Annotated in this window: 28 protein-coding genes; 20 read left to right on the forward strand and 8 right to left on the reverse strand. The window is 33.7% G+C overall.

Annotation, left to right across the window (positions count from 1 at the left end; genetic code table 11):
• Positions 1-26: 26 nt before the first annotated feature.
• The 4 genes from HQN85_RS13685 to uvrB all read right to left on the reverse strand — a co-directional run bounded on the left by HQN85_RS13685 (position 27) and on the right by uvrB (position 3,214).
• Complete coding sequence (locus tag HQN85_RS13685) at positions 27-275, reverse strand: DUF4834 family protein (RefSeq protein ID WP_173273167.1); 249 nt, start codon at positions 273-275, stop codon at positions 27-29.
• A 102-nt stretch (positions 276-377) separates the two neighbouring features.
• Positions 378-875, reverse strand: a complete 498-nt coding sequence (locus HQN85_RS13690; RefSeq protein ID WP_173273169.1) for a hypothetical protein — start codon at positions 873-875, stop codon at positions 378-380.
• Position 876: 1 nt separating this feature from the next.
• Positions 877-1,077: a YwbE family protein gene (locus HQN85_RS13695; RefSeq protein ID WP_173273171.1), complete on the reverse strand. Its 201-nt coding sequence runs from the start codon at positions 1,075-1,077 to the stop codon at positions 877-879.
• A 100-nt stretch (positions 1,078-1,177) separates the two neighbouring features.
• The gene (gene uvrB / locus HQN85_RS13700; RefSeq protein WP_173273174.1) at positions 1,178-3,214 is read right to left on the reverse strand and encodes an excinuclease ABC subunit UvrB; all 2,037 of its coding nucleotides are present in this window, start codon (positions 3,212-3,214) and stop codon (positions 1,178-1,180) included.
• A 367-nt stretch (positions 3,215-3,581) separates the two neighbouring features.
• Between uvrB and HQN85_RS13705 the strand changes: the two genes are divergently transcribed.
• The 8 genes from HQN85_RS13705 (at position 3,582) to HQN85_RS13740 (ending at position 10,881) form a co-directional block, all read left to right on the forward strand.
• The gene (locus tag HQN85_RS13705; RefSeq protein ID WP_173273177.1) at positions 3,582-4,889 is read left to right on the forward strand and encodes a polysaccharide deacetylase family protein; all 1,308 of its coding nucleotides are present in this window, start codon (positions 3,582-3,584) and stop codon (positions 4,887-4,889) included.
• A gap of 82 nt (positions 4,890-4,971) precedes the next feature.
• Complete coding sequence (gene upp / locus HQN85_RS13710; RefSeq protein WP_173273180.1) at positions 4,972-5,616, forward strand: uracil phosphoribosyltransferase; 645 nt, start codon at positions 4,972-4,974, stop codon at positions 5,614-5,616.
• A 77-nt stretch (positions 5,617-5,693) separates the two neighbouring features.
• Entirely contained in the window at positions 5,694-6,383 is a 690-nt protein-coding gene (locus tag HQN85_RS13715; RefSeq protein WP_173273535.1) for a YjjG family noncanonical pyrimidine nucleotidase, read from the forward strand.
• A 62-nt stretch (positions 6,384-6,445) separates the two neighbouring features.
• A complete protein-coding gene (locus tag HQN85_RS13720; RefSeq protein ID WP_173273183.1) occupies positions 6,446-7,432 on the forward strand; it encodes a DUF4476 domain-containing protein in 987 nt (328 codons plus the stop codon).
• Positions 7,433-7,446: 14 nt separating this feature from the next.
• Positions 7,447-7,971, forward strand: a complete 525-nt coding sequence (locus HQN85_RS13725) for a DUF1569 domain-containing protein (RefSeq protein ID WP_173273186.1) — start codon at positions 7,447-7,449, stop codon at positions 7,969-7,971.
• A gap of 20 nt (positions 7,972-7,991) precedes the next feature.
• The gene (locus HQN85_RS13730) at positions 7,992-9,320 is read left to right on the forward strand and encodes a flippase (protein ID WP_173273188.1); all 1,329 of its coding nucleotides are present in this window, start codon (positions 7,992-7,994) and stop codon (positions 9,318-9,320) included.
• Complete coding sequence (locus HQN85_RS13735) at positions 9,317-9,964, forward strand: class I SAM-dependent methyltransferase (RefSeq protein WP_173273191.1); 648 nt, start codon at positions 9,317-9,319, stop codon at positions 9,962-9,964. The genes HQN85_RS13730 and HQN85_RS13735 overlap by 4 nt, the downstream gene beginning before the upstream one ends.
• A 17-nt stretch (positions 9,965-9,981) precedes the next feature.
• Positions 9,982-10,881 (forward strand): glycosyltransferase family protein, encoded by a 900-nt coding sequence (locus HQN85_RS13740; protein ID WP_173273194.1) that lies wholly within the window; start codon positions 9,982-9,984, stop codon positions 10,879-10,881.
• Here the strand turns inward: HQN85_RS13740 and HQN85_RS13745 are convergent.
• Complete coding sequence (locus HQN85_RS13745) at positions 10,878-11,627, reverse strand: class I SAM-dependent methyltransferase (RefSeq protein WP_173273197.1); 750 nt, start codon at positions 11,625-11,627, stop codon at positions 10,878-10,880. The genes HQN85_RS13740 and HQN85_RS13745 overlap by 4 nt on opposite strands.
• Before the next feature lie 64 nt (positions 11,628-11,691).
• Here HQN85_RS13745 and HQN85_RS13750 point away from each other — a divergent pair, with 64 nt between their 5' ends.
• The 3 genes from HQN85_RS13750 (at position 11,692) to HQN85_RS13760 (ending at position 14,374) form a co-directional block, all read left to right on the forward strand.
• On the forward strand, positions 11,692-12,972 hold the full coding sequence (locus tag HQN85_RS13750; protein ID WP_246249801.1) for a glycosyltransferase: 1,281 nt from the start codon (positions 11,692-11,694) through the stop codon (positions 12,970-12,972).
• Entirely contained in the window at positions 12,969-13,724 is a 756-nt protein-coding gene (locus HQN85_RS13755; protein WP_173273200.1) for a glycosyltransferase family 2 protein, read from the forward strand. Before HQN85_RS13750 ends, HQN85_RS13755 begins: the two co-directional genes overlap by 4 nt.
• Before the next feature lie 89 nt (positions 13,725-13,813).
• Positions 13,814-14,374, forward strand: a complete 561-nt coding sequence (locus HQN85_RS13760) for a type 1 glutamine amidotransferase domain-containing protein (RefSeq protein ID WP_173273203.1) — start codon at positions 13,814-13,816, stop codon at positions 14,372-14,374.
• A 47-nt stretch (positions 14,375-14,421) separates the two neighbouring features.
• Here HQN85_RS13760 and HQN85_RS13765 read toward each other — a convergent pair whose 3' ends face one another.
• The 3 genes from HQN85_RS13765 to HQN85_RS13775 form a co-directional block, all read right to left on the reverse strand.
• Positions 14,422-15,348: a lysophospholipid acyltransferase family protein gene (locus tag HQN85_RS13765; RefSeq protein ID WP_173273206.1), complete on the reverse strand. Its 927-nt coding sequence runs from the start codon at positions 15,346-15,348 to the stop codon at positions 14,422-14,424.
• A gap of 227 nt (positions 15,349-15,575) precedes the next feature.
• On the reverse strand, positions 15,576-17,378 hold the full coding sequence (gene typA, locus HQN85_RS13770; RefSeq protein WP_173273209.1) for a translational GTPase TypA: 1,803 nt from the start codon (positions 17,376-17,378) through the stop codon (positions 15,576-15,578).
• Between the two features lie 185 nt (positions 17,379-17,563).
• Positions 17,564-18,382 (reverse strand): alpha/beta hydrolase, encoded by an 819-nt coding sequence (locus HQN85_RS13775; protein ID WP_173273212.1) that lies wholly within the window; start codon positions 18,380-18,382, stop codon positions 17,564-17,566.
• 167 nt (positions 18,383-18,549) lie between these two features.
• Between HQN85_RS13775 and HQN85_RS13780 the strand changes: the two genes are divergently transcribed.
• The 9 genes from HQN85_RS13780 to HQN85_RS13820 all read left to right on the forward strand — a co-directional run bounded on the left by HQN85_RS13780 (position 18,550) and on the right by HQN85_RS13820 (position 26,018).
• On the forward strand, positions 18,550-19,254 hold the full coding sequence (locus HQN85_RS13780; RefSeq protein WP_173273215.1) for an esterase family protein: 705 nt from the start codon (positions 18,550-18,552) through the stop codon (positions 19,252-19,254).
• Between the two features lie 76 nt (positions 19,255-19,330).
• Entirely contained in the window at positions 19,331-20,386 is a 1,056-nt protein-coding gene (locus HQN85_RS13785; protein ID WP_173273217.1) for an ATP-grasp domain-containing protein, read from the forward strand.
• A gap of 27 nt (positions 20,387-20,413) precedes the next feature.
• Positions 20,414-21,517, forward strand: a complete 1,104-nt coding sequence (locus HQN85_RS13790) for a carboxylate-amine ligase (RefSeq protein WP_173273219.1) — start codon at positions 20,414-20,416, stop codon at positions 21,515-21,517.
• Complete coding sequence (locus tag HQN85_RS13795; protein WP_173273222.1) at positions 21,518-22,345, forward strand: type 1 glutamine amidotransferase; 828 nt, start codon at positions 21,518-21,520, stop codon at positions 22,343-22,345. It abuts the gene before it with no gap.
• Between the two features lie 72 nt (positions 22,346-22,417).
• On the forward strand, positions 22,418-23,608 hold the full coding sequence (locus HQN85_RS13800; RefSeq protein ID WP_173273225.1) for a hypothetical protein: 1,191 nt from the start codon (positions 22,418-22,420) through the stop codon (positions 23,606-23,608).
• Between the two features lie 109 nt (positions 23,609-23,717).
• On the forward strand, positions 23,718-23,882 hold the full coding sequence (locus tag HQN85_RS13805; RefSeq protein WP_173273228.1) for a FeoB-associated Cys-rich membrane protein: 165 nt from the start codon (positions 23,718-23,720) through the stop codon (positions 23,880-23,882).
• A gap of 2 nt (positions 23,883-23,884) precedes the next feature.
• On the forward strand, positions 23,885-24,472 hold the full coding sequence (locus HQN85_RS13810; protein ID WP_173273231.1) for a Crp/Fnr family transcriptional regulator: 588 nt from the start codon (positions 23,885-23,887) through the stop codon (positions 24,470-24,472).
• A 111-nt stretch (positions 24,473-24,583) separates the two neighbouring features.
• Complete coding sequence (locus tag HQN85_RS13815) at positions 24,584-25,114, forward strand: YceI family protein (RefSeq protein WP_173273234.1); 531 nt, start codon at positions 24,584-24,586, stop codon at positions 25,112-25,114.
• 28 nt (positions 25,115-25,142) lie between these two features.
• Positions 25,143-26,018 carry a pirin family protein gene (locus HQN85_RS13820; protein ID WP_173273237.1) on the forward strand — a complete coding sequence of 292 codons (876 nt, stop codon included), beginning with the start codon at positions 25,143-25,145 and terminating at the stop codon, positions 26,016-26,018.
• Positions 26,019-26,057: the final 39 nt, after the last annotated feature.

Below are 26,057 nucleotides of genomic sequence, written 5' to 3' on the forward strand. Positions count from 1 at the left end.
CGCAATGTGAAAATGCTAACAGATAATTATTTCACCTCTTCGTAGTCTACAAAATCACCAAGTTTGTCGGCATTGCCTTTCTTTTCCTTTTTAGGCATGTAATCTATTGAAATAGAACCTTCTGGTTTTCTAGTATAATTTTGTTGTTGATTAGTTGCTTGGTTCTGCATATTACTAAAAACATTTTTTAGCATCACAGGGAATATCATTCGAATTAAAACTCGAATAATCCAAAGCACTATAATTGTTATAAGAAGAAATTTGATAAGTACCATAATATAAGTATTAACGCAAATATAGACTTGGTAGTTAATTTTTTGTTACTTTTTTAAAAGATAATTGCACTATAATTACAAATGAAATAATTTCAATTCTATTTATTTACTCAATACAATATAGTTCTTTTCACTTATTTCAGCAGTTGAGGTAGTCATAACAGTCACCTTTTTTACCCATTTAGATCCTACATAAAATTCGTTAGGATGTGTTAGTTTTTCATTATTAACATACACATTTAACTTCCTGTTTGTTTGTTTTACACTAAATCGCTTAAACAACTGTTGTAAACTTAATAGTTTCACGTTCCGTTTAAGGGTAATTTTTATTGCACCATTTTTTGCTCTTTCGCCATAAGCTTTTGCCTCCGATCCTCTTAAAATTGATACATCCTCAATATCATTTGGGTTTATTAAATCCAATATTTTCTTATCTATTACTTGCTTGTCATTAATAATCCAAACAGGCGGATTGATTATTACAGAAGATCTAGATGGAGCGCAAATATGGATTACTTTTGTAGCATTTGCACTATCTGTTTGTGCTTTCACAAGGCTAAATCCCGTTAGCAAATAACAAAACAGTACTAATTTTTTCATGTTAATCTTCTTCTACAATTTCGCAAACTCTCCCTACTTGCCCATCTTCTAATCGAACTTTTATGCCTCTGGAATGAAATGCAGATGAAGTTAATAAAGCTGCAACCACACCATAAGTTACATTTCCGTTGCGTTGGTCTTTTTTTAAGATTATTCCAACTTCTAAACCTGGATAAATATCCTTTCTATTTTGTCCTTGCATAATCTAATCATCGTGTCATCCCGAATTTATTTCGAGATCTTAATATGTAAACCCAATTTACACTCTAAGCTCCGCCTACGCGGGAATGACGGAAATTATTTTACTTACTAAACCGTTCTTCAAATACTTTTTCTAGTGCAAACATCTCATCACGTAAACGAGCCGCCATTAAAAAGTCCATTTCTTTAGCTGCTTTCTGCATGTCTTTTCGTGTTTTATCAATTGCTTTTTGCATTTCAGGTTTAGTCATGTATTGTATAACCGGATCCGCAGCAATGCTAACTTTATCAATCTCTACATATGCTTTTTTACGCTCTTTTCCTTCAGAAAAATCTAATACTGATCCTTGCTCAATAATTTCTTCTCTAGTTTTTCCTACTGTTTTTGGAGTAATGCCATGCTCCAAATTATAATTTACTTGCTTTTCTCTACGCCTGTTCGTTTCATCAATCGTTCTTTCCATAGATTGAGTCATGCCATCTGCATACATAATTACTCTACCTCTATCATTACGAGCTGCACGGCCAATAGTTTGGATTAAAGCCCTATCCGAGCGTAAAAAACCTTCCTTATCCGCATCTAAAATAGCTACTAAACTAACTTCTGGTAAATCTAATCCTTCACGCAATAAATTAATCCCTACCAATACATCAAATTCTCCTAAACGTAAACCACGCAAAATTTCTACACGCTCTAAGGTTTTTACTTCCGAGTGGATATAACGACATTTAATATTCAATCGATCCATATATTTGGTCAACTCCTCTGCCATGCGCTTAGTTAATGTAGTTACCAAAACTCGATCGCCCATTTTTATGGTTTTATCGATTTCATCTAGTAAATCATCAACTTGATTTATAGCTGGCCTGACCTCAATTATCGGATCTAATAAACCTGTTGGACGAATAACTTGTTCAATTACCACACCGCCAGTTTTCTCTAACTCATAATCTGCAGGAGTTGCACTTACATAAATGGTTTGTGGGGCTAGACGCTCAAATTCATCAAAATTTAATGGGCGATTATCTAAAGCCGATGGTAAACGGAAGCCATATTCTACTAACGACATTTTACGCGAACGGTCACCACCGTACATTGCTCTAATTTGCGGAACGGTAACATGACTTTCGTCGATTACCATTAAGTAATCATCAGGAAAATAATCTAATAAACAGAATGGTCGCATACCAGGTGAACGTCCATCAAAAAATCGCGAATAATTTTCAATTCCTGAACAATACCCCAGTTCTTTCATCATTTCGATATCAAAATTCACTCTTTCTTCCAAGCGCTTGGCTTCGAGCAATTGCCTATCACCTAATAATTGGTTTTTACGCAATTCCAGCTCTTCTTGTATTCCCCAAATGGAAGAATTAAATCTATCCTTTGGCGTAACAAACAGATTGGCTGGATAAATTGCCATATCTTCTAATTTTTCAATCGTTTTTCCTGTAACTGGATCAATAACAGACAACTCTTCAATATCGTCTCCAAAAAAAGAAATACGATAAGCATTATCTAAATAAGCGGGGTAAACATCTACAGTGTCACCTTTTACACGAAAAGTTCCTCGCTTAAAGTCATTAATGGTACGAGCATATAAAATCTCAACCAAACTATGTAAAAAAGAGTTTCTGCTTATTCTAGTTCCTACCGCAAAGCGGAAAACCGAGCGTGAAAAATCTTCAGGATTTCCCATACCATAAATGCAGGAAATAGAGGAAACTACAATCACATCTCTCCTACCAGACATTAATGCTGAAGTGGTACGTAAACGTAATTTTTCAATCTCTTCATTAATCTGAAGATCTTTTTCGATGTAGGTATTTGTGGTAGGCATGTAAGCCTCTGGCTGATAATAATCGTAATACGAAACGAAATAGTTTACCGCATTTTCCGGAAAAAACTGTTTAAATTCTCCATAAAGTTGCGCTGCTAATGTTTTGTTGTGACTTAATATTAACGTCGGCTTTTGCGTTTGCTCAATTACGTTTGCAACGGTAAATGTTTTCCCAGAACCTGTAACTCCAAGCAAAGTTTGGTAATGCTCCTCATTTTTAACGCCTTCTACTAATTGTTTTATCGCATTTGGCTGATCGCCAGTCGGTTTATAATCCGAAATGATTTTGAACTTCATGTTAGGTAAAGATAATAAGTTGGCTCGGGAAGAACAAGTTATTAAGGGTTTGGTTTGGGTGTTTACCGAAAAATGTAATAGAAATTAATAAAAATTTTATTACTTCTTATTGCATTATAAACATAATTTTTAAAACTGGGTTTAGACGGGGTTCGGTCGGAGTTGGGTCGGGGTTTGGTCGGACTTGTGACAATTGAATCCGACCAAAGTCCGATTTAAAGCCGAAGTAAAGTTGAGCGAATACTTAAGTTCATATCAACTAGAATTACGCTCAATAGATTGTGAATGGGAGATTTTCTCAATTCTTTCTCAAATTATTACACATCTTCTCTAATATTTAACTAATAAGAAATATCTTTAAGCAATTATGCAGTTGTTAATCTATACTCCTAAAGTTACACCTCGAATAAAGTATATATTTAACTTTATTTTTAGAGAGATTCTATATTGTGATTTCGAATTTACCAGTGTAGCAGCTGATTTTAGTGCTAGTAATTCACCTAAAATCAGTTATAATGATATCCCATTGAGAGATGAGTTATTTTTTGCTTGTTCATCTTTTTTAACTAAACATAACATTGCGCCAATTAACATAGAAGAAACTCATTTTGGCGATCAAAAAGTGCCTTTTGCTGTAGATAAGGGTGCTTTACCATTTGATATTTTTGCGGCTTCTTTTTACTTTTTAAGTAGGTATGAAGAATACATGCCATTTGAAGCTGACGAACATCAACGTTATCCCGCTGTACAAAGCCTTCAGTATAAATTAGATATATTAAAAATTCCAATTATTGATAATTGGGCACTTTTATTAAAAAATATTTTACTTAAAAAATTCCCCAAGCTAACATTTGGAAAAAGGAAATTTGAATTTATTCCAACTATTGATGTAGATCGAGCCTATCATTTCCGCTCTAGCGGGATATTAAAAAACACAGTTCGCTTTTTTAAAGCTGCGTTAAAACTGAACACAGAAAAAATTGCAAATATAATCAGCACCGGATTAGGTCAAAGTGACCCTTTTGACACCTACGGATATCTAGCTAATATTCATGAGAAATATAATTTACGAGCTATTTTCTTTTTTTTATTAGCCAAACAAGGTCATGAAGAGTTTGATCAAAATATCAATCCTGAGGACGAAGCTTTTAAAAATTTAATTAGTGATGTGTCCCAAGAAGCGCAAATTGGACTTCATCCATCTTATGCCTCAACTAGTGAAACAAAAAAGATTAGTGAAGAATTGTTAAGCTTACAAGAAATCACTCAAAAAAGAATTGATGCCTCTCGTCAGCACTTTTTAAAGTTGACCTTTCCACAAACCTATTTACAGCTTATAAAAGCAGGCATTAACCATGATTATTCTATGGGCTATGCTTCTCAAATTGGTTTTAGAGCAGGCACATGTACCCCATTTTTTTGGTATGATTTACAGCTTGAAAAACAAACACATTTAAAAATCCATCCCTTCGCTGTAATGGATGTAACCCTAAAACAGTACTTAAAATTGAGTCCGGAAGAAGCTATTGCTAAAATAGAAGAACTGATGTTGAGCGTAAAATTAGTCGATGGAACTTTTTGTAGTTTGTGGCATAATGAATCACTTTCTGAAACAGGGAAATGGAAAGGTTGGAAAACTGTTTACGAAAAGATGTTGAAGAATTCATTAATGTAGTTACATTATTCCTGAGTTGCCGAAGAATCATTAGCAAAAAAGACTGTCGTTTAGACTAACATCTTTTTCCTATCTTTAGGTTATGATCTTCGACTTGAGTAAAACTAATTCTATTGCCAATACATTCATCGCCGAACTTAGGGATGAAAACATTCAAAAAGATTCCATGAGATTTCGCAAGAACATGGAACGCTTAGGTGCTTTTTTCGCCTTAGAAATTAGTAAATCACTCACTTACGCTGAGATTGATACGCAAACACCTCTTGGTATTGCCAAGAGCAAAGTATTAGCAAATCAACCCGTTTTAACCACAATTTTAAGAGCCGGTTTACCAATGCAAGAAGGCATGTTAAGTATTTTTGACCGGGCTGATTGTGCTTTTATTACTGCTTATCGCAAAACAAAAAAGAACGGTGATTTTGTAATCCAAATGGAACATATTTCTTCGCCAGATTTAGAAGGGAAGGTTGTTATTCTTGCTGATCCGATGTTGGCAACAGGTTTAAGCATGGTTTTATGTGCGAAAGAATTAATAAATAGATACAAAATAAAAAAACTGCATATCGTTGCCGCAATTGCTAGTACCGAAGGCGTAAAACATGTACGTGCAAATTTACCAAAGGCAGATTTATGGTTGGGCGCAATTGATGATGAAATGACAAGCAAATCTTATATCGTACCAGGTTTGGGCGATGCTGGTGATTTAGCTTATGGAGCTAAAGCTTAATATTCTTTTTGTGTAAAGAAAAGATGAAATTACTCTCTTTGAAGAAATCTTTGCGACCTTTAGGCTTTAACCATACTATGATTAAACATATTTTCTTCGATCTTGACCATACCATTTGGGATTTTGACCGTAATGCACAGGAAACTTTATTAGAACTATATGAGGTTTATGCACTTAAATCTTTAGGCTTACATTCTGCACAAGAATTTATTGATCGGTACACAGAAAACAATCATCGCCTTTGGGCAAAATATCACTTAGGAGAGATTACAAAAGAAACACTCCGCGAAGAACGATTTAGAAGTACTTTTTTAGAATTAGGTGTAAAACCAGAGCATGTTCCTCATCAATTTGAAGATGATTATGTACGAATTAGCCCTACAAAAACCAATTTGTTTGCTGGCGCTGAGAAAGTTCTAGCTTACCTTAAACAGAAATATCAATTGCATATTATCTCAAACGGATTTAAGGAAACTACATTAACTAAAATGGAACTTTCAGGGTTAAATCCTTATTTCAATCAGGTAATAATTTCTGAAGATGTGGGTGTAAACAAACCCAACAGATTAATATTTGAACATGCCTTAACAAAAGCATCTGCAAAAAAAGAAGAGAGCATTATGATTGGCGATAGTTTAGAAGCAGATATTCGTGGTGCACAAGATTTTGGTTTAAAAGCGATTTTCTTTAATCCGTTAAATATTGAAAAACCAACTGATGTAAGTTGGCAAATTTCTAGCCTAGAAGATTTGCTTCAACACTTTTAACATTTCTTAACAATTTTCGGTTTGATGTTTGGATTAATTCAAACACACACAAATAAACTATTATGAAAACTTATATTCTTTTAGGTATGGCACTGCTGAGTGCGCACCTAAGTTTTTCTCAGACCAACAATGCTGAAGTATTTTTGCAAATCGAAGATCGAGGTAATTTTACAGTTTACCTTGATAATGAATTAATTGGATCTTCTAAAGGAAGATTTAGATTTTATGATGTGGATAATACCTCTCCTTCCTTAACAATTTTACAAGGTAACAGAAGAATATTTAATGGAAGAATTAACGTTCGCCCAGAGCAAAGATTAGTTTTAACGTATACTTTGCGTAGTGGATTAAAGACAATAAAAGAATTGAAAATCTACAGAAATGGACAATATGCTTTAAATGATTTTGATAATTATACGAGCTCATACAATACAGGAGTAGTTCCTCCAACAATTCCTAATGGCAATACTGGGAATCAATTTAACACTTTACTTCTTTTAGTTAAAAAGGAACCTTTCGATGATGGCAAAATTAAATTAATACAAGCCTATACAGTAAATTCTTATTTATCAACTGCTCAAGTTGCTATTCTATTGAAAAATTTTAGTCAAGATGATAAGAAATTATTCCTTGCTAAAAGTCTTGCACCTATAATTTCAGATTTGCAGAATTACTATACATTAAAAGAAGAATTCACTTTTTTAAGTAGCAAGGATGAATTTTTGATTTTTTTAAATGATAGTAAATCATCAGGAAGAAAAAGAGGAATGAGTGCAACAACTTTTGAACAGTTAAAACAAAGTGTAAAACGTGAGGCATTTGATGATGATAAAACAAAAGTTATTCAGGCAAGTATTCAAAATTCAGTGCCATCAACAATTCAAATTGGTGAACTATTAAAGCTTTATAGTTTTGAAGACAAAGCACTCGTTTGTGCAAAAATGGCCTATAATTTTGTATCTGATCAACAGCGATACTTTACCTTAAAAGATATTTTCAAATTTAGAAGCAATCAGGATTCGTTGTTAGAATTTTTAGGTCAGAAATAAGCTATATTTATCAAATGAATACAGGCAAAGTATATCAATCGATTATTAAAATAGTTACTGATTATAAGGCTAAATTGGCTAATATGAACGAAGAGGGCTTCGTCATTGCACCTCCAATTGGTGGCTGGACCTATAGTGAAGTTTATTCACATATCTTCGATTCGAGTTTACTTTCTTTAATTGCACTGAATAATTGCATAAAAGGCGAAGGAGAAATTAAACCAACATATTTTACAGTTAAAATGATTTTGTTCTTCGGAGCTTTACCTCCAGGAAAAAAGTATAAGGTTCCTAAAAGATTGGCTGAAAGAGTTAAAAAAATTAACCTTATGGCGGCAGAGCAATTTATCGTAGACTTTGAATTGCAATTGGCAAAAGTTTATCCATTAATAGGTAATGCTGATCTAAAAATTAAAGTCCAGCATCCTAGGTTAGGTTATTTAAATGCAAAACAATGGTTAAAGTTTATCGAAATTCACTTAAACCATCATTTAAAGCAACTAGCCAGAATAGAAAAGAGTTTTCAGCAGAGCGCATAAATTTTTACATCTTTGCGTAAATGAAATTACCCGCCATAAAAGGTTTTGACGAAGAAGCATTTAACAAGTATTTTAAAAATACAGGTTGGTTAATGCTTGGAAGGATGGGTAGCATGGTAATTAAAATGGCAACAAGCATATTAGTGGCCAGTTATTTATTACCTGTAAAAAATGGGCTTTTAAGTGCCTCCACTGCATATATTTTTCTTTTTGCTGCTTTAGCAACTTTAGGTTTAGACACCTTTATTGTTAAGGAACTGCATCAATTTCCAAAAAAGAGAGATACCATTTTAGGAACTGCTTTCTTTCTTAAATTCTCAGCAGGTTTATTAGGTTTACCATTAGTTTATATTTTTTGGCTTTATTTTCCACTTTCAGACATTCCTTACCTCTTTATTTTTATTTTATCTTTCTCCGGCATATTTCAATCTCTAACTATTATCGACTCTTATTTCCAATCGGAAGTAAAATCGAAATACATCATGCAGGTGCAAATTGTAGGAAACATTGTTTCTGCTTTGGTTAAACTGGCTTTAATCTATGTTTTTTCGGCACCGCTTATCTATTTTATTTACGCCTACATTTTTGATATTCTGCTACTCTCTTTAGGTTATTTAGTGGTTTACAAAAATCAAGGCTTAAGTGTTTTTAAGTGGAATTTCGATACGCAACTAGCTAAAAAACTATTGCTCTTATCTTGGCCATTAATTATATCTGGAATAATGGTTTCTGTTTACATGAAGATCGATGTAATTATGCTAAAGCAAATTTTAGGGGAAAAGGGAAACGCAGCTTCTGGTGCTTATGCGACAGTTGTGATGTTTAGTGAAGCCTTAAACTTTGTTCCGGTTGTAATTGTAAGTTCTCTTTTTCCGGCAATTTTAAATGCTAAAAGGGATAGTCCAGAACGGTACCAAAAACGTTTACAAAATTTGTTCGATTTAATGGTTTGGATAAGCCTATCATTCGCAATTGTTATTAGCATAGGTTCTCCACTAATTTATAAACTTTTTAAACCTGAATATGCCTCAGCAGCTCCCATTCTTTCAGTACATGTTTGGGGAAGTATGTTTGTTTTCTTGGGTGTAGCAAGCAGTCAATTTTTAATTACAGAAGGTTTTAATAAGCTGACTTTTGTGCGCACGGGTGTAGGAGCAGCCATTAATATCATATTAAACTTCCTATTAATTCCATCAATGGGGATGATGGGAACCGCAATTGCAACAGTGATTGCCTATTTTTCTGCCACTTTCTTAATTATATTCATTCCTAAAACTCGTCAGCAGGGAATAATGATGTTAAAATCATTATTTTTGGTCTCTGTATTCCAAAAAATAGTTAAACGTTGAGCAAATTCAAAGCACTAGCAACCCTAATTAGTAAGCCGAAAAGGCTAAATGCATTATTATCTTACGGACATAAAGGCTATTTAGCCACAATTGGTTGGTTTACTGCATTTGATACTCACCAAGCAGTAGATCATAATGGTTTACCTCTCCCTTGGGTAACTTATTCTTTTATCGATTTCATTAAAACTCGTTTAACAAAAGAGCTTTCAATTTTCGAGTATGGTTCTGGTAATTCAACCTTATTTTATGCTAAGAGAGTTAAGCGTGTAGTTTCGGTAGAGCACGATGAAGCCTGGTTCAATAAAATTGTAAAAGAAAAAGCACAAAATGCTGAAATGATTTTTACACAGTTAGAAAAAGGTGGTGAGTACAGTAAAAAAGCTGCCTTATTGGGAGAAAAATTTAATGTAATTATTGTTGATGGTAGAGATCGTGTAAATTGCTGTAAAAACAGTGTAAATGCATTAACTCCAAATGGCGTTTTAGTTTTAGATGATTCTGAAAGAGAAATTTATGAAGAAGCTAGAACATTCTTAACCTCAAATGGGTTTAAAGAATTGCCATTCACAGGAATTTCACCCGGATTGTTCTATAACAAAGCTACATCTGTTTTTTACAAAGCCGATAACTGTTTGGGTATTTAAAATTATAACCCTTTATCATGCAGAATTTTGCTCCAATAGCGCTATTTGTTTATAATCGTCCAAAACATACTGCACGTACCGTTAAATTTTTGCAGCAAAATGAGTTAGCAACCGAAAGTCGTTTATTTATTTTTTCTGATGGAGCAAAAACAAGTGCAGATGAAGATAAAGTAAAAGAAGTTAGAGATTTTATTAAAAAAATTGATGGTTTTAAATCTGTAGAAATTATAGAAAGTAAAACCAATATGGGCTTAGCAAATTCGGTAATTGCAGGCGTTAACCGTTTAACTGCAACTTACGGACAAGTTATTGTTTTTGAAGATGATTTAATCTCTTCGCCCTACACATTAACCTATTTTAACGAAGCTTTAAATCGATATCGTGATGAAGAAAAAGTGATGCATATTGGTGCTTATATGTACACATTGAAAGATGAGCATTTACCGCAAAGCTTCTTCTACAGAGCTGCAACTAGCTGGGGATGGGCAACTTGGGCAAGAGCTTGGCAAAATTTCGAACCAAATATTGATACACTTCTTCAGCAATTTGACAGCAAAAAGAAACATGATTTTTCTATTGAAAATACCATGAATTTTTGGAAACAAATGCAAGATTTTAAGAATGGCAAAAACAATTCATGGGCTATTCGTTGGTATGCCTCTATTTTTTTAAAAGGTGGATTAACCTTAAATCCTTCACAATCTTTAGTCAATAATATTGGCCACGATGGCACGGGAATACATTCTGGTATGAGCGATATTTATAACGTGATTATCAACCCGCAACCTATTAAAGAATTTCCAACTGTTGTTGAAGAAAACAAAGAGGCTTATCAAGCAATCAAACACTTTTTAGCTAATAGAAAAGGTAGTTTGTGGGCAAGAGTAAAAAGATTTTTGAAAGAGAAATTAGCTTAAGGTTTTTTGGCTTCCAAAATTATGTAAGGCGATAATTGTTTGGAATCAAACGCGAAAACTTTTGTAAATAATTTCCCTCCTAACCACATTGTTTTTTTAAGTAACCGGATAGGTAAAGATTTTTGTTTTTCATTCTCCAGCCACAAACTAAATTTACCAAAATAACGAGATTGAACTACTACTAAACCTGCATCTTTGCAAATTTTAGCCAACAAATCTGGGTCCATGCAATTGATATTGTGCTTATCGTAATTTTCTTTATCAAAATTCTTTTGAAACCAACCATTTAAAGCTTTAAAATTTGGCAGTGTAATAAATAAACTTCCGCCAGGTTTTACAAAAGCAATATGTCGATTTATAATATCTGCAGTATCGTTAAAATGTTCAATTAAGCCGCAGCTTAACACTAAATCGTATTGCTTTTCTGGAGTGTAATTAAACAAATCTGTTTCAATAATTTGAATATCATTAGCGGCTAATCCGTTCGTTTTTAGCAATTGTTGCGTAATTGGTGGATGAACAAAGTAATCCAATAACGTAACATCAAGTTTTAGATATTTCTTTAAAAACACTGCATAATAACCTGGGAAACCACCTAATTCAATTGCAGTTTTTACGTTGTTGCTTGCTACAATATCTGCCAGTTGGCGATGAAATAAATAAGTTGAAGGAATAGCAAAAGATAAATCAGTTTTACTTTCCCAATATTTTACCCAAAAATCTCTGTCGGTTAAAAGGTTCGTCATATGTTTGACAAAGAAAAGAAAAAATCTGCCATGCTTTGCAAAGCCTAAACAATAAAATGTATTTTTGATTGATTTGAAAGTTGTACACTTAAATACCTACGATGGAAATGGAGGCGCTGGCAGAGCTTGCTTGCGTTTAAGTGATGCGCTAAAAGTTAGTGGTGTGGATTCGAAAGTTTTGGTGTATTACAAGTTTGGTCACAACACTAATATTGATACTTTTAGTAGAAACATTTTTACTAAAGCTAAGGCCATTATTAATATTATAGCAGAGCGTTATTTAGCTAAATTATTCGTAAAAGCAGTAAAAACTCCCTTTTCTTTGCAATGGTTTGGCAAATCAATTATTCATCATCCAGAATTAAAATCTGCCGATATCATTCATTTGCATTGGATTAATCATGGGTTTTTATCTCCTAAATTTTTAGCAGAGCTAGATGAATTAGGGAAACCGATTGTGTGGACTTTCCATGATAGTAATGCCTTTACAGGTGGTTGTCATGTGCGTTACAATTGTGAACATTTTCATAGACAATGTGGAGATTGTCCAATTTTACGTTTTAGTGGAAAAAATGATATTTCGCATAAAAACTGGTTGCGTAAACAAAAAGCGTATTCAGAATTAAATTTTCACATTGTAGCACCAAGCACCTGGATGGCAAATTCGATTAAACAAAGTAGTTTATTGGGTGTAAGGAAAATTTCTGTAATCCCGAACACGCTAGAAATTGATGTTTTTAAACCTTATGTAAAGGCTGAAGCAAAAAAAATCCTCAAAATACCTGCGCATCACTTTGTATTAATGAGTGGTTTTATGCCCTCAAAAAATGATAAACATAAAGGAACAGACTATTTAATTGATGCACTAAATGATTTAGCTGCTCGAGCAGAAATACCAAATGAGAAAATAGAGTTGGTTATTTTTGGAAATAAGGATGAAAAAAATGTGCCTAATTTTCCTTTTAAAACAACCTTTTTAGGATCCATTTCCAAAGATGATCATTTAGCAAAATGTTACGCAGCTGCGGATGCATTTATCACTCCATCGTTAGAAGATAACTTACCTAATACAGTAATGGAAAGTTTAGCTTGTGCAACACCTGTAATTGCCTTTAAAACTGGTGGAATTCCCGACATGGTAGCACATTTACAAAATGGCTATTTAGCAAATTACAAATCAGCTACCGATTTAGCGGATGGAATTGAATGGCTTTTTTTACATGAGGATAAAGAAGCGGTTCAAAAAGAAGCCAGAAGAACTATTTTAAATCATTTTGCACCTTCGCTAATTGCAAATAAACATGAAGAATTATACCAGAGTTTACTAAATGCTTTGCCTAAATGACCAGAAATCCAAAACTCAGTGTAATTACAATAGTTTATAATAATGCAGTTGATATCGAACGTACTATGCTTTCGGTGCTAAACCAAACTTATGCTAATATAGAATACATTGTAATTGATGGCGCTTCGAATGACGGCACAAGTGATATCATAAATAAATACAAAGATAGATTAGCTGTTTTTGTATCTGAGCAAGACCAGGGTATTTACGATGCCATGAACAAAGGGCTAAAATTAGCCACAGGCGATTATGTGCTTTTTATGAATTCTGGCGATGAAATTTATGCACCAGATACCGTTAAAGATGTTTTTGCGTCGGCACCATCAGGTGATATCTATTATGGCGAAACAGAAATGTATGATGCGAATTGGAAAAGTTTAGGTCAACGTCGCCACCGAGCTCCTGAACATTTCGATTGGCATAGTTTTAAGTTCGGCATGAATATTAGCCATCAAGCAATTTATATCAAGCGTAGCTTAACCGAACCTTATGACTTGCAATACAAGTACAGTTCAGATATTGATTGGATTATCAAAGCAGCCAAAAAATCATCAAATATTGTAAATACGCATATGTACGTTGCTAAGTATTTGGTTGGAGGTATGAGCAAACAAAAACACTTAGCCAGCTTAAAAGAACGATTTAGAATTTTAAGCCATTATTATGGATTTATCCCGAATGTTGTTAATCATATTTTTATTGCATTAAACTTAGCGCAATATTTTTTAAGACATAGGAGGACTAATGATTAGGTGGCAGTTATTATAGCTAATCTAAATTTTTAAAAACAATAATTTCTCATTAATGTCTTTTAATATATCATTCTATTAAAAACATAAATATGGGACAATTAAGTAATCGCACAATCGCAGTGCTATCAGAAAATGGTTTTGAAGAAGTTGAGTTAACTGAGCCAGTAAAAAGACTAAAGGAAGAAGGTGCAACTGTACATATAATTTCATCTAAATCAGGTAAAATAAAAGCTTGGAACCACGACCATTGGTCGATTGAAGTTGATGTAGATAAAACATTAAGTGATGTTAACGCCGATGACTATAATGGCTTGGTTTTACCTGGCGGAGTAATTAATCCAGATCAATTGAGGGTAAATGACAATGCTTTAGCTTTCGTAAAAGCATTTTTTGAGGCTGGCAAACCAGTGGCAGCAATTTGTCATGGACCGCAAGTTTTAATAAACGCAGGTGTTGCTGAAGGCAGAAAATTAACGTCTGTTAAAAATATTTCACAAGACTTAATTAATGCTGGAGCAAATTGGTCTGACGAAGAGGTTGTTGTAGATCAAGGTTTGGTAACGAGTAGAACACCAAAAGATTTACCTGCTTTTAACGATAAGCTTGTAGAGGAATTTGCTGAAGGTGTTCATGATGGTCAGCATGCATAAAATTAGCCGCAGATTTACGGATAACTTGTGAATCTGTGGCATTAACCTTAACAGTCTATAGGTTCGGCAACATGATCTTTTGACAAACCTTTACGAACTTGCTTTTCAGGTTTATATTTCCATCTACGGTGACTCCATAGCCAGTACGCCGGTTCTTCTTTAATGAAATCCTCTAAAAACCGGGTATGCAGTTCAGTTATTTCAAATTCAGCAGTATTTCTTGGATCTAAGCAAATTGGCACGCAGTCGACTTCGTAATAACCTCTTTTTAAATAACTTATTTTTAAATAAAATACAGGTCTATTTGTTTTCTTTGCGATTTTTTCTACTCCCAATTGTATTGAAGCTTGCTGATTTAAAAGTGTAGTCCAGTATTGAGAATCTTCTTTTGATGGAGCTTGATCACTTCCAAAAGTGAACATAGTTGGATAATGCTTAGTAGATTGAATTACCCTTATTGTTTGGCGCATTGACACCATCTGATTTCCATATCTACTCCGCATTTTTAAAAACCAATCATCAAAAATTTCATTATTTAATGGCTTATAGATAGGATGATGTTGGCCAGAAAAAGTCATTCCAATTGCCATACACACCCATTCGTAATTACCATAATGAGATGAACAAAAAATTACACTCTCATTGTTTTTTAAATACGCTTCTACTAAATCTACATTTTTAAATTTTACGCGTTTATTTAATTCCTTTGTCGAGATACTTCTCATCTTGATTACCTCAAATATCAAAGAAGTTAAATATTTAAAAAACTCCTTTTCAATGGCAATAATCTCTTTTAAATTTTTCTCTGGAAAAGAATTCAATAAATTCTGTCTAACTACTTTTCTACGATAGCCAAAAACATGATAGATTAAGACATAAGAAATGTCTGCCAAGAGGTATAGAAAACGTAATGGCATTAAAGATAATGTAGTTAAAAAAAATACACCTAAATATGAGAGTCGTTTTTGAAACATTTTAATACTTTTTTACAAAATTAAATAGGTATAACTATATAATTATCATCGTATTATGATTTTTTCTTTAGAGCTATAAGTTTTGAGATTTAGATGACAAAAGTCTTTGGCAGTTTAAAAATTAAACTAATTATTAGTTTTTATTACCTAAAAGAAAAGCCTGCAAACTTTCGCTTACAGGCTTCTTATATTATCTTATTTCCCTTTAGGGAATAAGGTTTTCTATCTTAGTTTTTGCTACCGTTTGCTTTACGTAATTGCTCTGTTAAGAAAATCTTACGTAAACGCATACTTTGAGGTGTAACTTCGATATACTCATCAGCTTGGATATACTCCATACACTCCTCCAACGAGAATTTAATAGCTGGTGCAATACGTGTGTTATCATCAGTACCAGAAGCACGCATGTTAGTTAACGCTTTTCCTTTTACAATGTTAATTACTAAATCGTTATCACGGATGTGCTCACCTAAAATCTGTCCTTCGTAAATATCAACTCCTGGATCTACAAAGAAACGACCTCTATCTTGTAATTTATCGATAGAATAAGCAGTAGTTGTACCTTTATCCATAGAAATTAATACCCCATTTAAACGACCAGGGATATTACCTTTCCAAGGCTCATAAGCTTTAAAACGGTGTGCCATAATCGCCTCACCAGCAGTAGCAGTTAATACGTTGTTACGTAAACCGATGATACCACGAGATGGGATTTCGAACTCTAAGTGTTGTAAATCGCCTTTTGGTTCCATAATCAACAACTCACCTTTACGCTGAGTTACCAATTCAATTACCTTACCAGCAACATCACCAGGTACGTCAACGATTAAAGTCTCAACTGGCTCATGTTTTTTGCCATCAATTTCTTTAACGATAACTTGTGGCTGGCCTACTTGCAATTCGTAACCTTCGCGACGCATGGTCTCGATTAATACAGATAAGTGAAGAATACCACGACCGTAAACCAACCATGAATCAGCACCTTGAGTTTCAACAACTTTAAGTGCCAAGTTTTTCTCCATTTCCTTCATCAAACGATCTTTGATACGTTGTGAAGTCACCAATTTACCTTCTTTACCAAAAAATGGCGAGTTGTTAATGGTAAATAACATATTCATGGTAGGCTCATCAATGCTAATTACTGGCAATTGCTCTGGATTTTCGAAATCAGCGATAGTATCACCAATATCAAAACCGTCAATACCTACAACAGCACAAATATCTCCAGAACCTACTTCTGTAGTTCTAATTTTACCTAAACCTTCGAAAGTATATAATTCTTTTACCCTAGATTTTACCAACTTACCATCACGTTTAATTAACGTTACTGGTTGGTTTTCTTTAATTGTACCACGATGTACACGTCCAATTGCAATACGACCAACGAAAGAAGAATAATCTAACGAAGTAATTTGCATTTGTAAGTTCCCTTCGTTTACAGGTGCTGGTGGAATATTTTCTACCACAGCATCTAATAAAGCAAAAATATCTGTAGTTGGTTTTTTCCAATCCGTACTCATCCATCCTTGTTTAGATGAACCGTAAATTACAGGGAAATCTAACTGCTCTTCAGTTGCTTCTAAGTTAAAGAACAATTCAAAAATTTGCTCATAAACTTCTTCTGGGCGACAGTTTTCTTTATCAACTTTATTTACAACCACAATTGGTTTTAAACCTAATGATAAAGCTTTTTGCGTTACGAAACGTGTTTGAGGCATTGCACCTTCAAAAGCATCACATAATAACAAAACGCCATCTGCCATTTTTAATACACGCTCAACTTCACCGCCAAAATCCGCGTGACCAGGAGTATCAATGATGTTAATTTTTACGTCTTTATATTGTACTGATACGTTTTTAGAAACGATTGTGATCCCACGTTCACGCTCTAAATCGTTGTTATCTAATATCAATTCTCCCTTTTGTTCGTTATCACGAAAAACAGAACAAGAGTGTAAAATCTTATCAACCAATGTAGTTTTACCATGGTCAACGTGTGCTATAATAGCTATATTTCTAATTTTTTGCATAAAATGCGCCTGTAATTTGGCGCAAAGATAAGGTTTTTTATTGAATTTTTAAGGAGTTAGTCAGGATTTAAAAACTCCGATATAAATATTTAGTGTTGTTAAAATTTGAAAATCAACAGATTGTGGTTAAGCAACATCTGAGAACTGAGCTATGAAACTTAAATGGGAAAAAGATTATGTTAAAATTAAATGCTTTTTTCTCCAAAAGCCCACTCTAAAAATTTTGGCATTGCTTTGCCCCAAGTGGGCACATCGTGTTTGCCCCCAACCATTTCAAAATAAAAAATATCATTCGGTCTTTGATAACCTTTTTTCATTAATTCCTTAACCACATCAATCGTGTCATCAATAGAATCAATAATAAAGTTATGGTTACGATCTGCCGTTTCATCATTTGTACCAGTCATTAACCAAAACTTAACCGCCGGGTTAGTTTTAGTATCGCGAATCATTTGGTGCAAAATGCGATCATCATCAGTATAACCAGCATTCAAATCTTTTTTTCTCCACCAAAAAGAGCCAGAGAACACTCCAACTGCATCAAAATAATTATCATTATTCCACGCGATATCAAAAGCAGTTAAACCGCCTAAAGAAAATCCTGCAAAAGCTCGTTTACCATTTATCGTTACATCAACTTCACTTTGTACATATGGTAACAATTCTTTAATAATGAAATCGGTATATGCTAGAGCTTTTGAACCTCTTTTTTTAAAATCAGGTTTACCTGCAACTCCGTATTCTAATAACCGATCTGCAGATGCCTTAATTCCAATAACAACTGTTGGTTCAATTTTCCATTTTTCATATAGAGAATTTAAAGTGTTCTCCATATCCATTTGAGCTAAATCTTGACCATCGTTTATTAACAAAAGGTTAACACGCTCGTTTCCCAATAAATTATCGGGACAGAAAATTTCTACTTCAATTTCTTTCTTTAAATAAACAGATTTTATCTGATGGATTGTTTTAATAACAGTAGGCAACGTTAATGTGGTGTACATAGTCAATAAATAGCTTTCTCACTAATCTTTACAAAGGTACACTTCTTGTTAAAAAATAGATTAAGGAGTTGTTTTTTTTACATAAGCACAAGATTTATAGGATTTAATAGATTTATCTTTTGTGTTTGGCTATATTTTTCTACCTTAAGGTATCTAAATAATTTACCATGAAAGAAGAGCTAAAAAAATGGTATAGCCCCAACCTAAATAGAGATATAGAAACGCTCATATTTGGCCATAGTGGATACCCTATTCTACTTTTTCCTACTAGTATGGGAAGCTATTACGAAAATAAAGACTTCAAGTTGATTGATGCCGTTCAGCACTTTATTGATGAGGGTAAAATAAAAATTTATTGTCCAGATGGCATTGATAAGTTAAGTTGGTATAATAAAGGCATTCATCCTGCAGAACGGGTTAAAAACCATATTTGGTATGATAAGTTTATACTGGAGGAGTTAGTTCCTTTGGCAAAAAATGAAACTGGATATCAAAAAGTGATTACTGCAGGCTGTAGTTTTGGGGGCTATCATGCTGCTAATTTCGCTTTTCGTCATCCCTGGGTGGTAAGCCATATGTTCAGTATGAGTGGAGCTTTTGATATTACTAGTCAGCTAGATGGCTTCTATAATGATGATGCCTATTTCAATAATCCTGTAGATTTTTTGCCAAATGACATGAATCCAGAACTTTGGCACATGAAAATTGTTTTAGGTACATCAGATCGTGATATGTGCAAAGGAGATAATGAAAGATTATCAGGCATTTTACATCAAAAAGGAATTAATCATTGGTTAGACATTAGACAAAATGCAGATCATGACTGGCCTACTTGGCGACAAATGTTTCCAGAATATATAGCTCAATTATAATCAATCAGCGAGTTGACAAGTTAAATAAGTCTGAAGAGAAAGATCAATAAACATTTCAACCTATAACAATAAACTAATGAAGAAAATAGGAATTTTATTCGGCCAGGAAAGATCATTTCCACAAGCATTTGTGGATAGAGTGAATCAAAAAGGTGAAAAAGGAATTACTGCTGAGTTTGTAAAAATTAGTAAAGTATTTCAAGCAAAAGAACCTGAATATGCAGTAATTATTGATCGTATTTCTCAGGATGTACCTTTTTATCGGGCATATTTAAAAAATGCTGCAATGGGCGGAACTGCGGTAATTAATAATCCATTTTGGTGGAGCGCTGATGAAAAGTTTTTTAATAACGCATTGGCAGAAAATATTGGCGTTCCAGTACCTAAAACCGCATTAATTCCATCCCGAGAACATCCAGATGATACCACCGAAAAATCCTTTGAAAATTTAACTATGCCAATGGATTGGGATGCTATTTTTGAATATACAGGTTTTCCAGCATATATGAAACCATTTGACGGCGGTGGTTGGAAAGAGGTTTATAAATTGCATGATAAAGAAGATTTCTTTGATAAACATAGTCAGACAAAGCAAACGGTAATGATGTTGCAAGAAGAAATTATGTTTGAAGAGTATTATAGATGCTATTGTATTGGCGGAAAATATGTACGCATTATGCAATACGAACCTCGAAATCCTCATCATTTACGTTATGTGATTGATGGCCCAAAACCAAGCGCAAAACTTTTAAAAACAATTGAGGAGTATACGCTTAAACTGAACAAATATTTAGGCTATGACTTTAACACAGTTGAATTTGCAGTTCGAAATGGTATTCCAATAGCGATTGATTTTTGTAATCCTGCCCCAGATGCTGGCCTAGAAAGTGTGGGAGCAGAAAATTTTGAATGGGTAGTAGAAACTGCGGCAACGTATGCAATTGAAAAAGCGAAAGCCCAAAAGTTTGGCCAGGATAATTTAACGTGGGGAGAATATGTAAAAACATCTGCCGCAGGTATACCATTAATTGGCAAAGCATCTGTTATAAAATCAAAAACTGCAGCAAAACCAAAAGCACCTACTAAATCTTCGGCTCCAAAAACTAAAAAGACTCCAGTAACCAAAAAATAATGCGATTTTGATTAAAAGGGAATTAAAATGATGAATGAATTTACGCTCGGCATTGAAGAAGAATACATGGTAGTTGACCCTGTTACCCGAGAATTAACTTCACACGACCAAAAAATTGTAGAATCTGCACAAAAAATACATAAGGATCAGGTTAAAGCAGAAATGCATCAAGCTGTAGTTGAGGTGGGAACAGGAATTTGCCACAACACCGATCAGGCTAGAAAAGAAATCTCACAGTTGCGTTATACTGTTTCTCAATTAGCTGGCGAACAAGGTTTACGTATTGGCGCAGCTGGAACACATCCTTTTTCCCATTGGGAAAAACAACTAATTACCGAACATCCACGTTATAGCGAAATTGTAAATGAACTTCAAGAGGCTGCTCGTTCGAATTTAATTTTTGGCTTACATGTACATGTTGGTTTTCAATCGCGTGAGCTAGCTATACATATTGCAAATCAGGTACGTTATTTCTTGCCTCACGTTTTTGCACTTTCAACAAATTCTCCCTTCTGGGAAAGCAGAAATACTGGCTATAAATCATTTAGAACAAAGGTTTTTGATAAATTTCCTCGTACAGGAATTCCAGATATTTTTAATAGCATAGAAGATTACGATAACTATGTAAAGCTATTAATTAAAACCAACTGCATGGATAACGCCAAGAAAATTTGGTGGGATATTCGTGTGCATCCATTTTTTGATACAGTAGAGTTCCGTATTTGCGATTGCCCAATGTTAATTGATGAAACGATGGCTTTTACGGCTTTATTTCAGGCTTTATGCGCAAAACTGTACAAGTTACGTTTACAAAATATGGAATTCATTAGTTATTCTAGAGCATTAATTAATGAAAACAAATGGAGGGCTGCTCGTTATGGTATTGATGGAAATTTAATCGATTTTGGCAAAGAAATGGAAGTAAATTGCCGAAACTTAATTTTAGAATTATTAGATTTTATTGATGATGTTGTAGATGATTTAGGAAGCAGAAATGAAATCAATTATGTGCATAAAATACTAGCTAATGGTACAGGAGCTGATAGACAGCTTGCAGTTTATGAGAAAACTGGTAGCTTTGAATCGGTGGTAGACTATATTACTACGCAAACATTAATAGGTGCAGGATAAATGAGTGAGAAAAATCATATTAAGATTGCCATTATAGACATGAACAATGGCTTCCCGAATCAGGGAATGAGGGGAATACAGGAACTTATACAAAGTTTCCAAAAAGAAACACGACTTAATTTAACCTACGATATTTTCGATCTAAGGCGAAAAGGAGAAATACCGGACACAACATATAATATCTATATTTCTAGCGGTGGTCCTGGAAGTCCGTTTGATGGGGAGGGAGAAAAATGGGAGGATGATTTTTTTACTTTATTAGATGTAATTGAAGATTTTAACAAACAAAATGAGCACAAAAAACATGTTTTTTTAATTTGTCATTCTTTTCAATTGGCTTGCAGAAAATATGGATTGGGTAAGGTTACTAGACGAAAATCAAATTCTTTCGGCATTTTCCCCATTAGTCTTACTGAAATCGGAAAAGGTGAAGTCGTATTTAATGGACTTCATAATCCTTTTTACTCTGTTGATAACCGCGATTGGCAAGTAGTACAGCCAGATTTGACAGATTTTTCTGCAAAAGGAGCATCTATTCTAGCTTTAGAAAAAGAACGTCCGCATGTAAATTTAGAACGTTGCATTATGGCTATTCGTTTTTCTGATGAGATTATTGGAACTCAATTTCACCCCGAAGCAGATCCTATTGGAATGAAAATGTATTTACTTCAAGAGGAAAAGAAAACAGCAATTATTGAAAACCATGGAGAAGCTAAATACTATGATATGCTAAATAGTCTTGATGACCCAAATAGAATTACGCTTACACAAAGTGTAATTTTACCTAATTTTTTAACTCAAGCTATTCATACTTTGCAAGAAGTTTAATTTTTAAATATACTATATAGAATACAACTTTTCTTTTCTAGTATCTGTGGTAAATTTATTTAATTCATCGCCATGATTGAAAAATATCGCCATCAATTTAATGCTAATTTTACAGAGGAAAAATATCATCAACTACTTAAAAAGCTGGAAAAGGGTTTTCCCCCAATTCCATTTAGAGTGGCCGAAACTCCCATTTTTATCTCTCAGGAATTAAAAGAAAAATTAATTGCCGCTGGCGAAGAAATTATTTCACTAATTAAACAAGATAATTTTAAAGAATTAACTCAAAATGCCATTCCATCACAATGGAATGTCCCAAATGAAACTGCTCATCCTCATTTTTTAACCTTCGATTATGGATTATGCAAAAATGAAAAAGGAGAAGTTACCCCAATGCTAATTGAAATGCAAGGTTTTCCATCCTTATATGGATTCCAATCACATTTAGCTCATACTTACAAAGAGGTTTTTAATTTAGATGATAACCTTAGTCCTTATTTTAATGGTTTAGATGAAACTTCCTATTTCGAGTTATTTAAAAAAGTAGTAGTAGGAAATTATGCTCCTCACGAAGTTGCGCTAATGGATGTAGATGCTCCTAACCAGAAAACAGCAATTGATTTTTTTGTGACTGCTAAACATTTAGGCATAAAAATTTTAGCGTTGGAAGACATTATAAAAGAAGGAAAACAATTGTTTTATGAAGAAAATAGTCAAAAAATTCAATTGAAACGTATTTATAATCGTCTAATTTTCGATGAAATTGCAGAGAATACAGACATTTTCAAAAACAGTTTTGATCCAAGAGAAGAACTGGATGTGGAATGGATAACTCATCCAAATTGGTTTTATCGCATTAGTAAGTATACTATGCCTTTTTTAAAAAGTGAATTTGTTCCAGAAACGCACTTTTTAAACACCTTAAAAACCATCCCAACAGATTTGGAAAATTACGTGTTAAAACCATTATTCAGTTTTGCCGGTATGGGTGTAATTATAGACTTAACTGAGGCAGATGTAAAAGCCATTAAAGATCGGGAAAATTGGATTTTACAACGAAAAGTGACTTATGAACCCGTTATTCAAGTTCCAGATGATGGTGTAAAAGCCGAAATTAGAATGATGTATTTATGGCCAGACGGCGAAGAGCCTCAACTTTGCATCAATTTAGGCCGTTTAAGTCGTGGCAAAATGATTGGCGTTCGTTATAATGCTGATTTTGATTGGGTTGGAGGAACTGTTGGTCTGATGGAAAATCAATAGTTTACATTAACAATTGGGAATATTGCTTTAGTGCTTCTCGATCACTTAGCTAACTATAATTTTGACAGTAATCTGAACTCTCCTATTTAATAAATCGTAAATTTGCAGTATGGATATTCAATTCATCTTAATGATTATCATTTTTGTCGGAGCATTATTTTATGTTGGGCGAATCATTTATCGTTCCGTTTCTCCAAAAAGTGATGGTTGCGCTTCGGGTTGTGGTAAATGTGCTGCTAATTTCGATAATATTCCTGAACCTAAAACCAAATAACAATGCTAGGCAAATTCGCAGCTTATCTGCAAAAACGATTGGCGATTACAGAAGAACAAGCTGCCGAAGCTGTAAGTTGTCTAGCTACCAAAACAATAAAAAAAGGTCAAGTACTTTTAAGCCCTGGCGATTTAAAATCTGAATCTTATTTTGTGAATAGTGGTTTATTGCGTTATTTTTCAATAGATGAAAAGGGTAAAGAACACATTATTCAATTTGCCCCAGAAGATTGGATGTTATCGGATAGAGATACTTTTGTTTTCAATGAGCCAGCTTTTTTTTATATCGACGCCATTGAAGACACCGAAGTTCTTATTGTTAAAAAGGATTTCTTCCCTGCTATTAAGAATATCGTTCCAGAAATATTAGAATTGAACATTTTAATGCTGCATAATTCCATACGCTTTATGCAAAAAAGATTAAATATGTTATTATCCGCAACTGCGGAAGAAAGATATTTAGACTTTATTAAGCTCTACCCAAATCTTACTTTACGCGTACCACAATGGATGATTGCTTCTTATTTAGGCATTACTCCCGAATCTCTAAGCAGAGTGCGTAAAGACTTAGCCAATAAGCATTTCAGATAAGACGTAGTTTTCATTAGCAATTATTTTTTCTTATCCTACATCAATGTGTAGCGAAACCTCTTGCCTTACCTTTGTGTTATTAATTTAAAAGAAACTTAAAAACATAAAATTATGGCAACTACTAAATGGACATTAGATCCAACCCACAGCGAATTACAGTTTAAAGTAAAACACTTAATGATTACCACAGTAACAGGTAATTTAAAATCCTTTTCTGCAGAATTGACTTCAAACGATGATGATTTTACAAATGCTGATATTTCATTTAAAGGTGATATTAGTTCTATCGATACAGGCAACACAGATCGTGATAATCACTTAAAAAGTGCAGATTTCTTTGATGCTGAAAAATTTGAAAGTATCTCATTTAAATCTACATCAGTAGAAAAAGATGATGATGATTATACTGTAAAAGGTGATTTGACCATTAAAGACACAACCAAATCGGTTAAGTTAATTGCAGAATTTGGTGGTATTGCAACAGATCCTTGGGGAAATACAAAAGCAGGTTTCACACTGAGCGGAAAAATTAACCGTGCAGATTTTGGATTAACATGGAATGCTGCTTTAGAAACTGGTGGAGTAATGGTAAGTGAAGAAGTAAGAATTTTAGGAGAATTACAGTTTGTAAAGCAAGCTTAATTTTTAAATAAGAAAAGAGGAAAATACAATGGAAGCAAATGTAAAAAAAGTTGCAGCAATATTAAATCCGCCTGCACCACACATGGTTGGCGATGGTTTTAGGGTACACAATTTCTTTCCTAGCGGATATAGATTAAACATGAGCCCGTTTTTCATGCTCGACTACAATGCGAAGATTGAATTTTCTGCTCGCAATGAACCTCGTGGAGTTGGCGTTCATCCGCATCGCGGATTTGAAACTGTAACCATTGCATATCATGGAGCAGTTGCACATCACGATAGTGCTGGTAACAGTGGCGTTATTTTTCCAGGCGATATTCAATGGATGACCGCAGCAAGTGGTATTCTACACAAAGAATATCATGAAGAAAATTTCAGCAAAAAAGGTGGTTCTTTTCAAATGGTTCAACTTTGGGTAAACCTTCCTGCTAAGGATAAAATGAGTAAACCTAAATATCAAGGTGTTAAACACAATGAAATACAAAAGTTTAACTTGCCAGATAAGGGAGGTGTAATTGAGGTAATTGCAGGAAATTATCAGGGAACTAAAGGAAGCGTTTCTACATTTAGTCCGATAGAAATGTACAATGTTCGCTTAAATAAAGGAGCAAAAACTAGTTTTAACTTCCCAGCAAATTTTAATACAGGATTCGTAATTATAGAAGGAAATATAAAAGTTAATGGTTCAGAAAATGCGAAAACAGATCAAATGGTTCACTTCAAAAATGAAGGTGAAACTATTGAAATCGAAGCATTAGAAAATAGTGTAATTCTTGTATTAAGTGGCGAACCAATTAATGAACCTATTGCATCTTACGGGCCATTTTTAATGAATAAACCAGAAGAAATACAACAAGCCATAGCTGATTATAACGAAGGTAAATTTGGTTATCTAGAAGAGTAACGACTAATTAATTTTAAAGGCCGATGATTATGATAATTA

The organism is Pedobacter boryungensis (assembly GCF_013204825.1).
In the GTDB taxonomy this organism is placed as follows: domain Bacteria; phylum Bacteroidota; class Bacteroidia; order Sphingobacteriales; family Sphingobacteriaceae; genus Pedobacter; species Pedobacter boryungensis.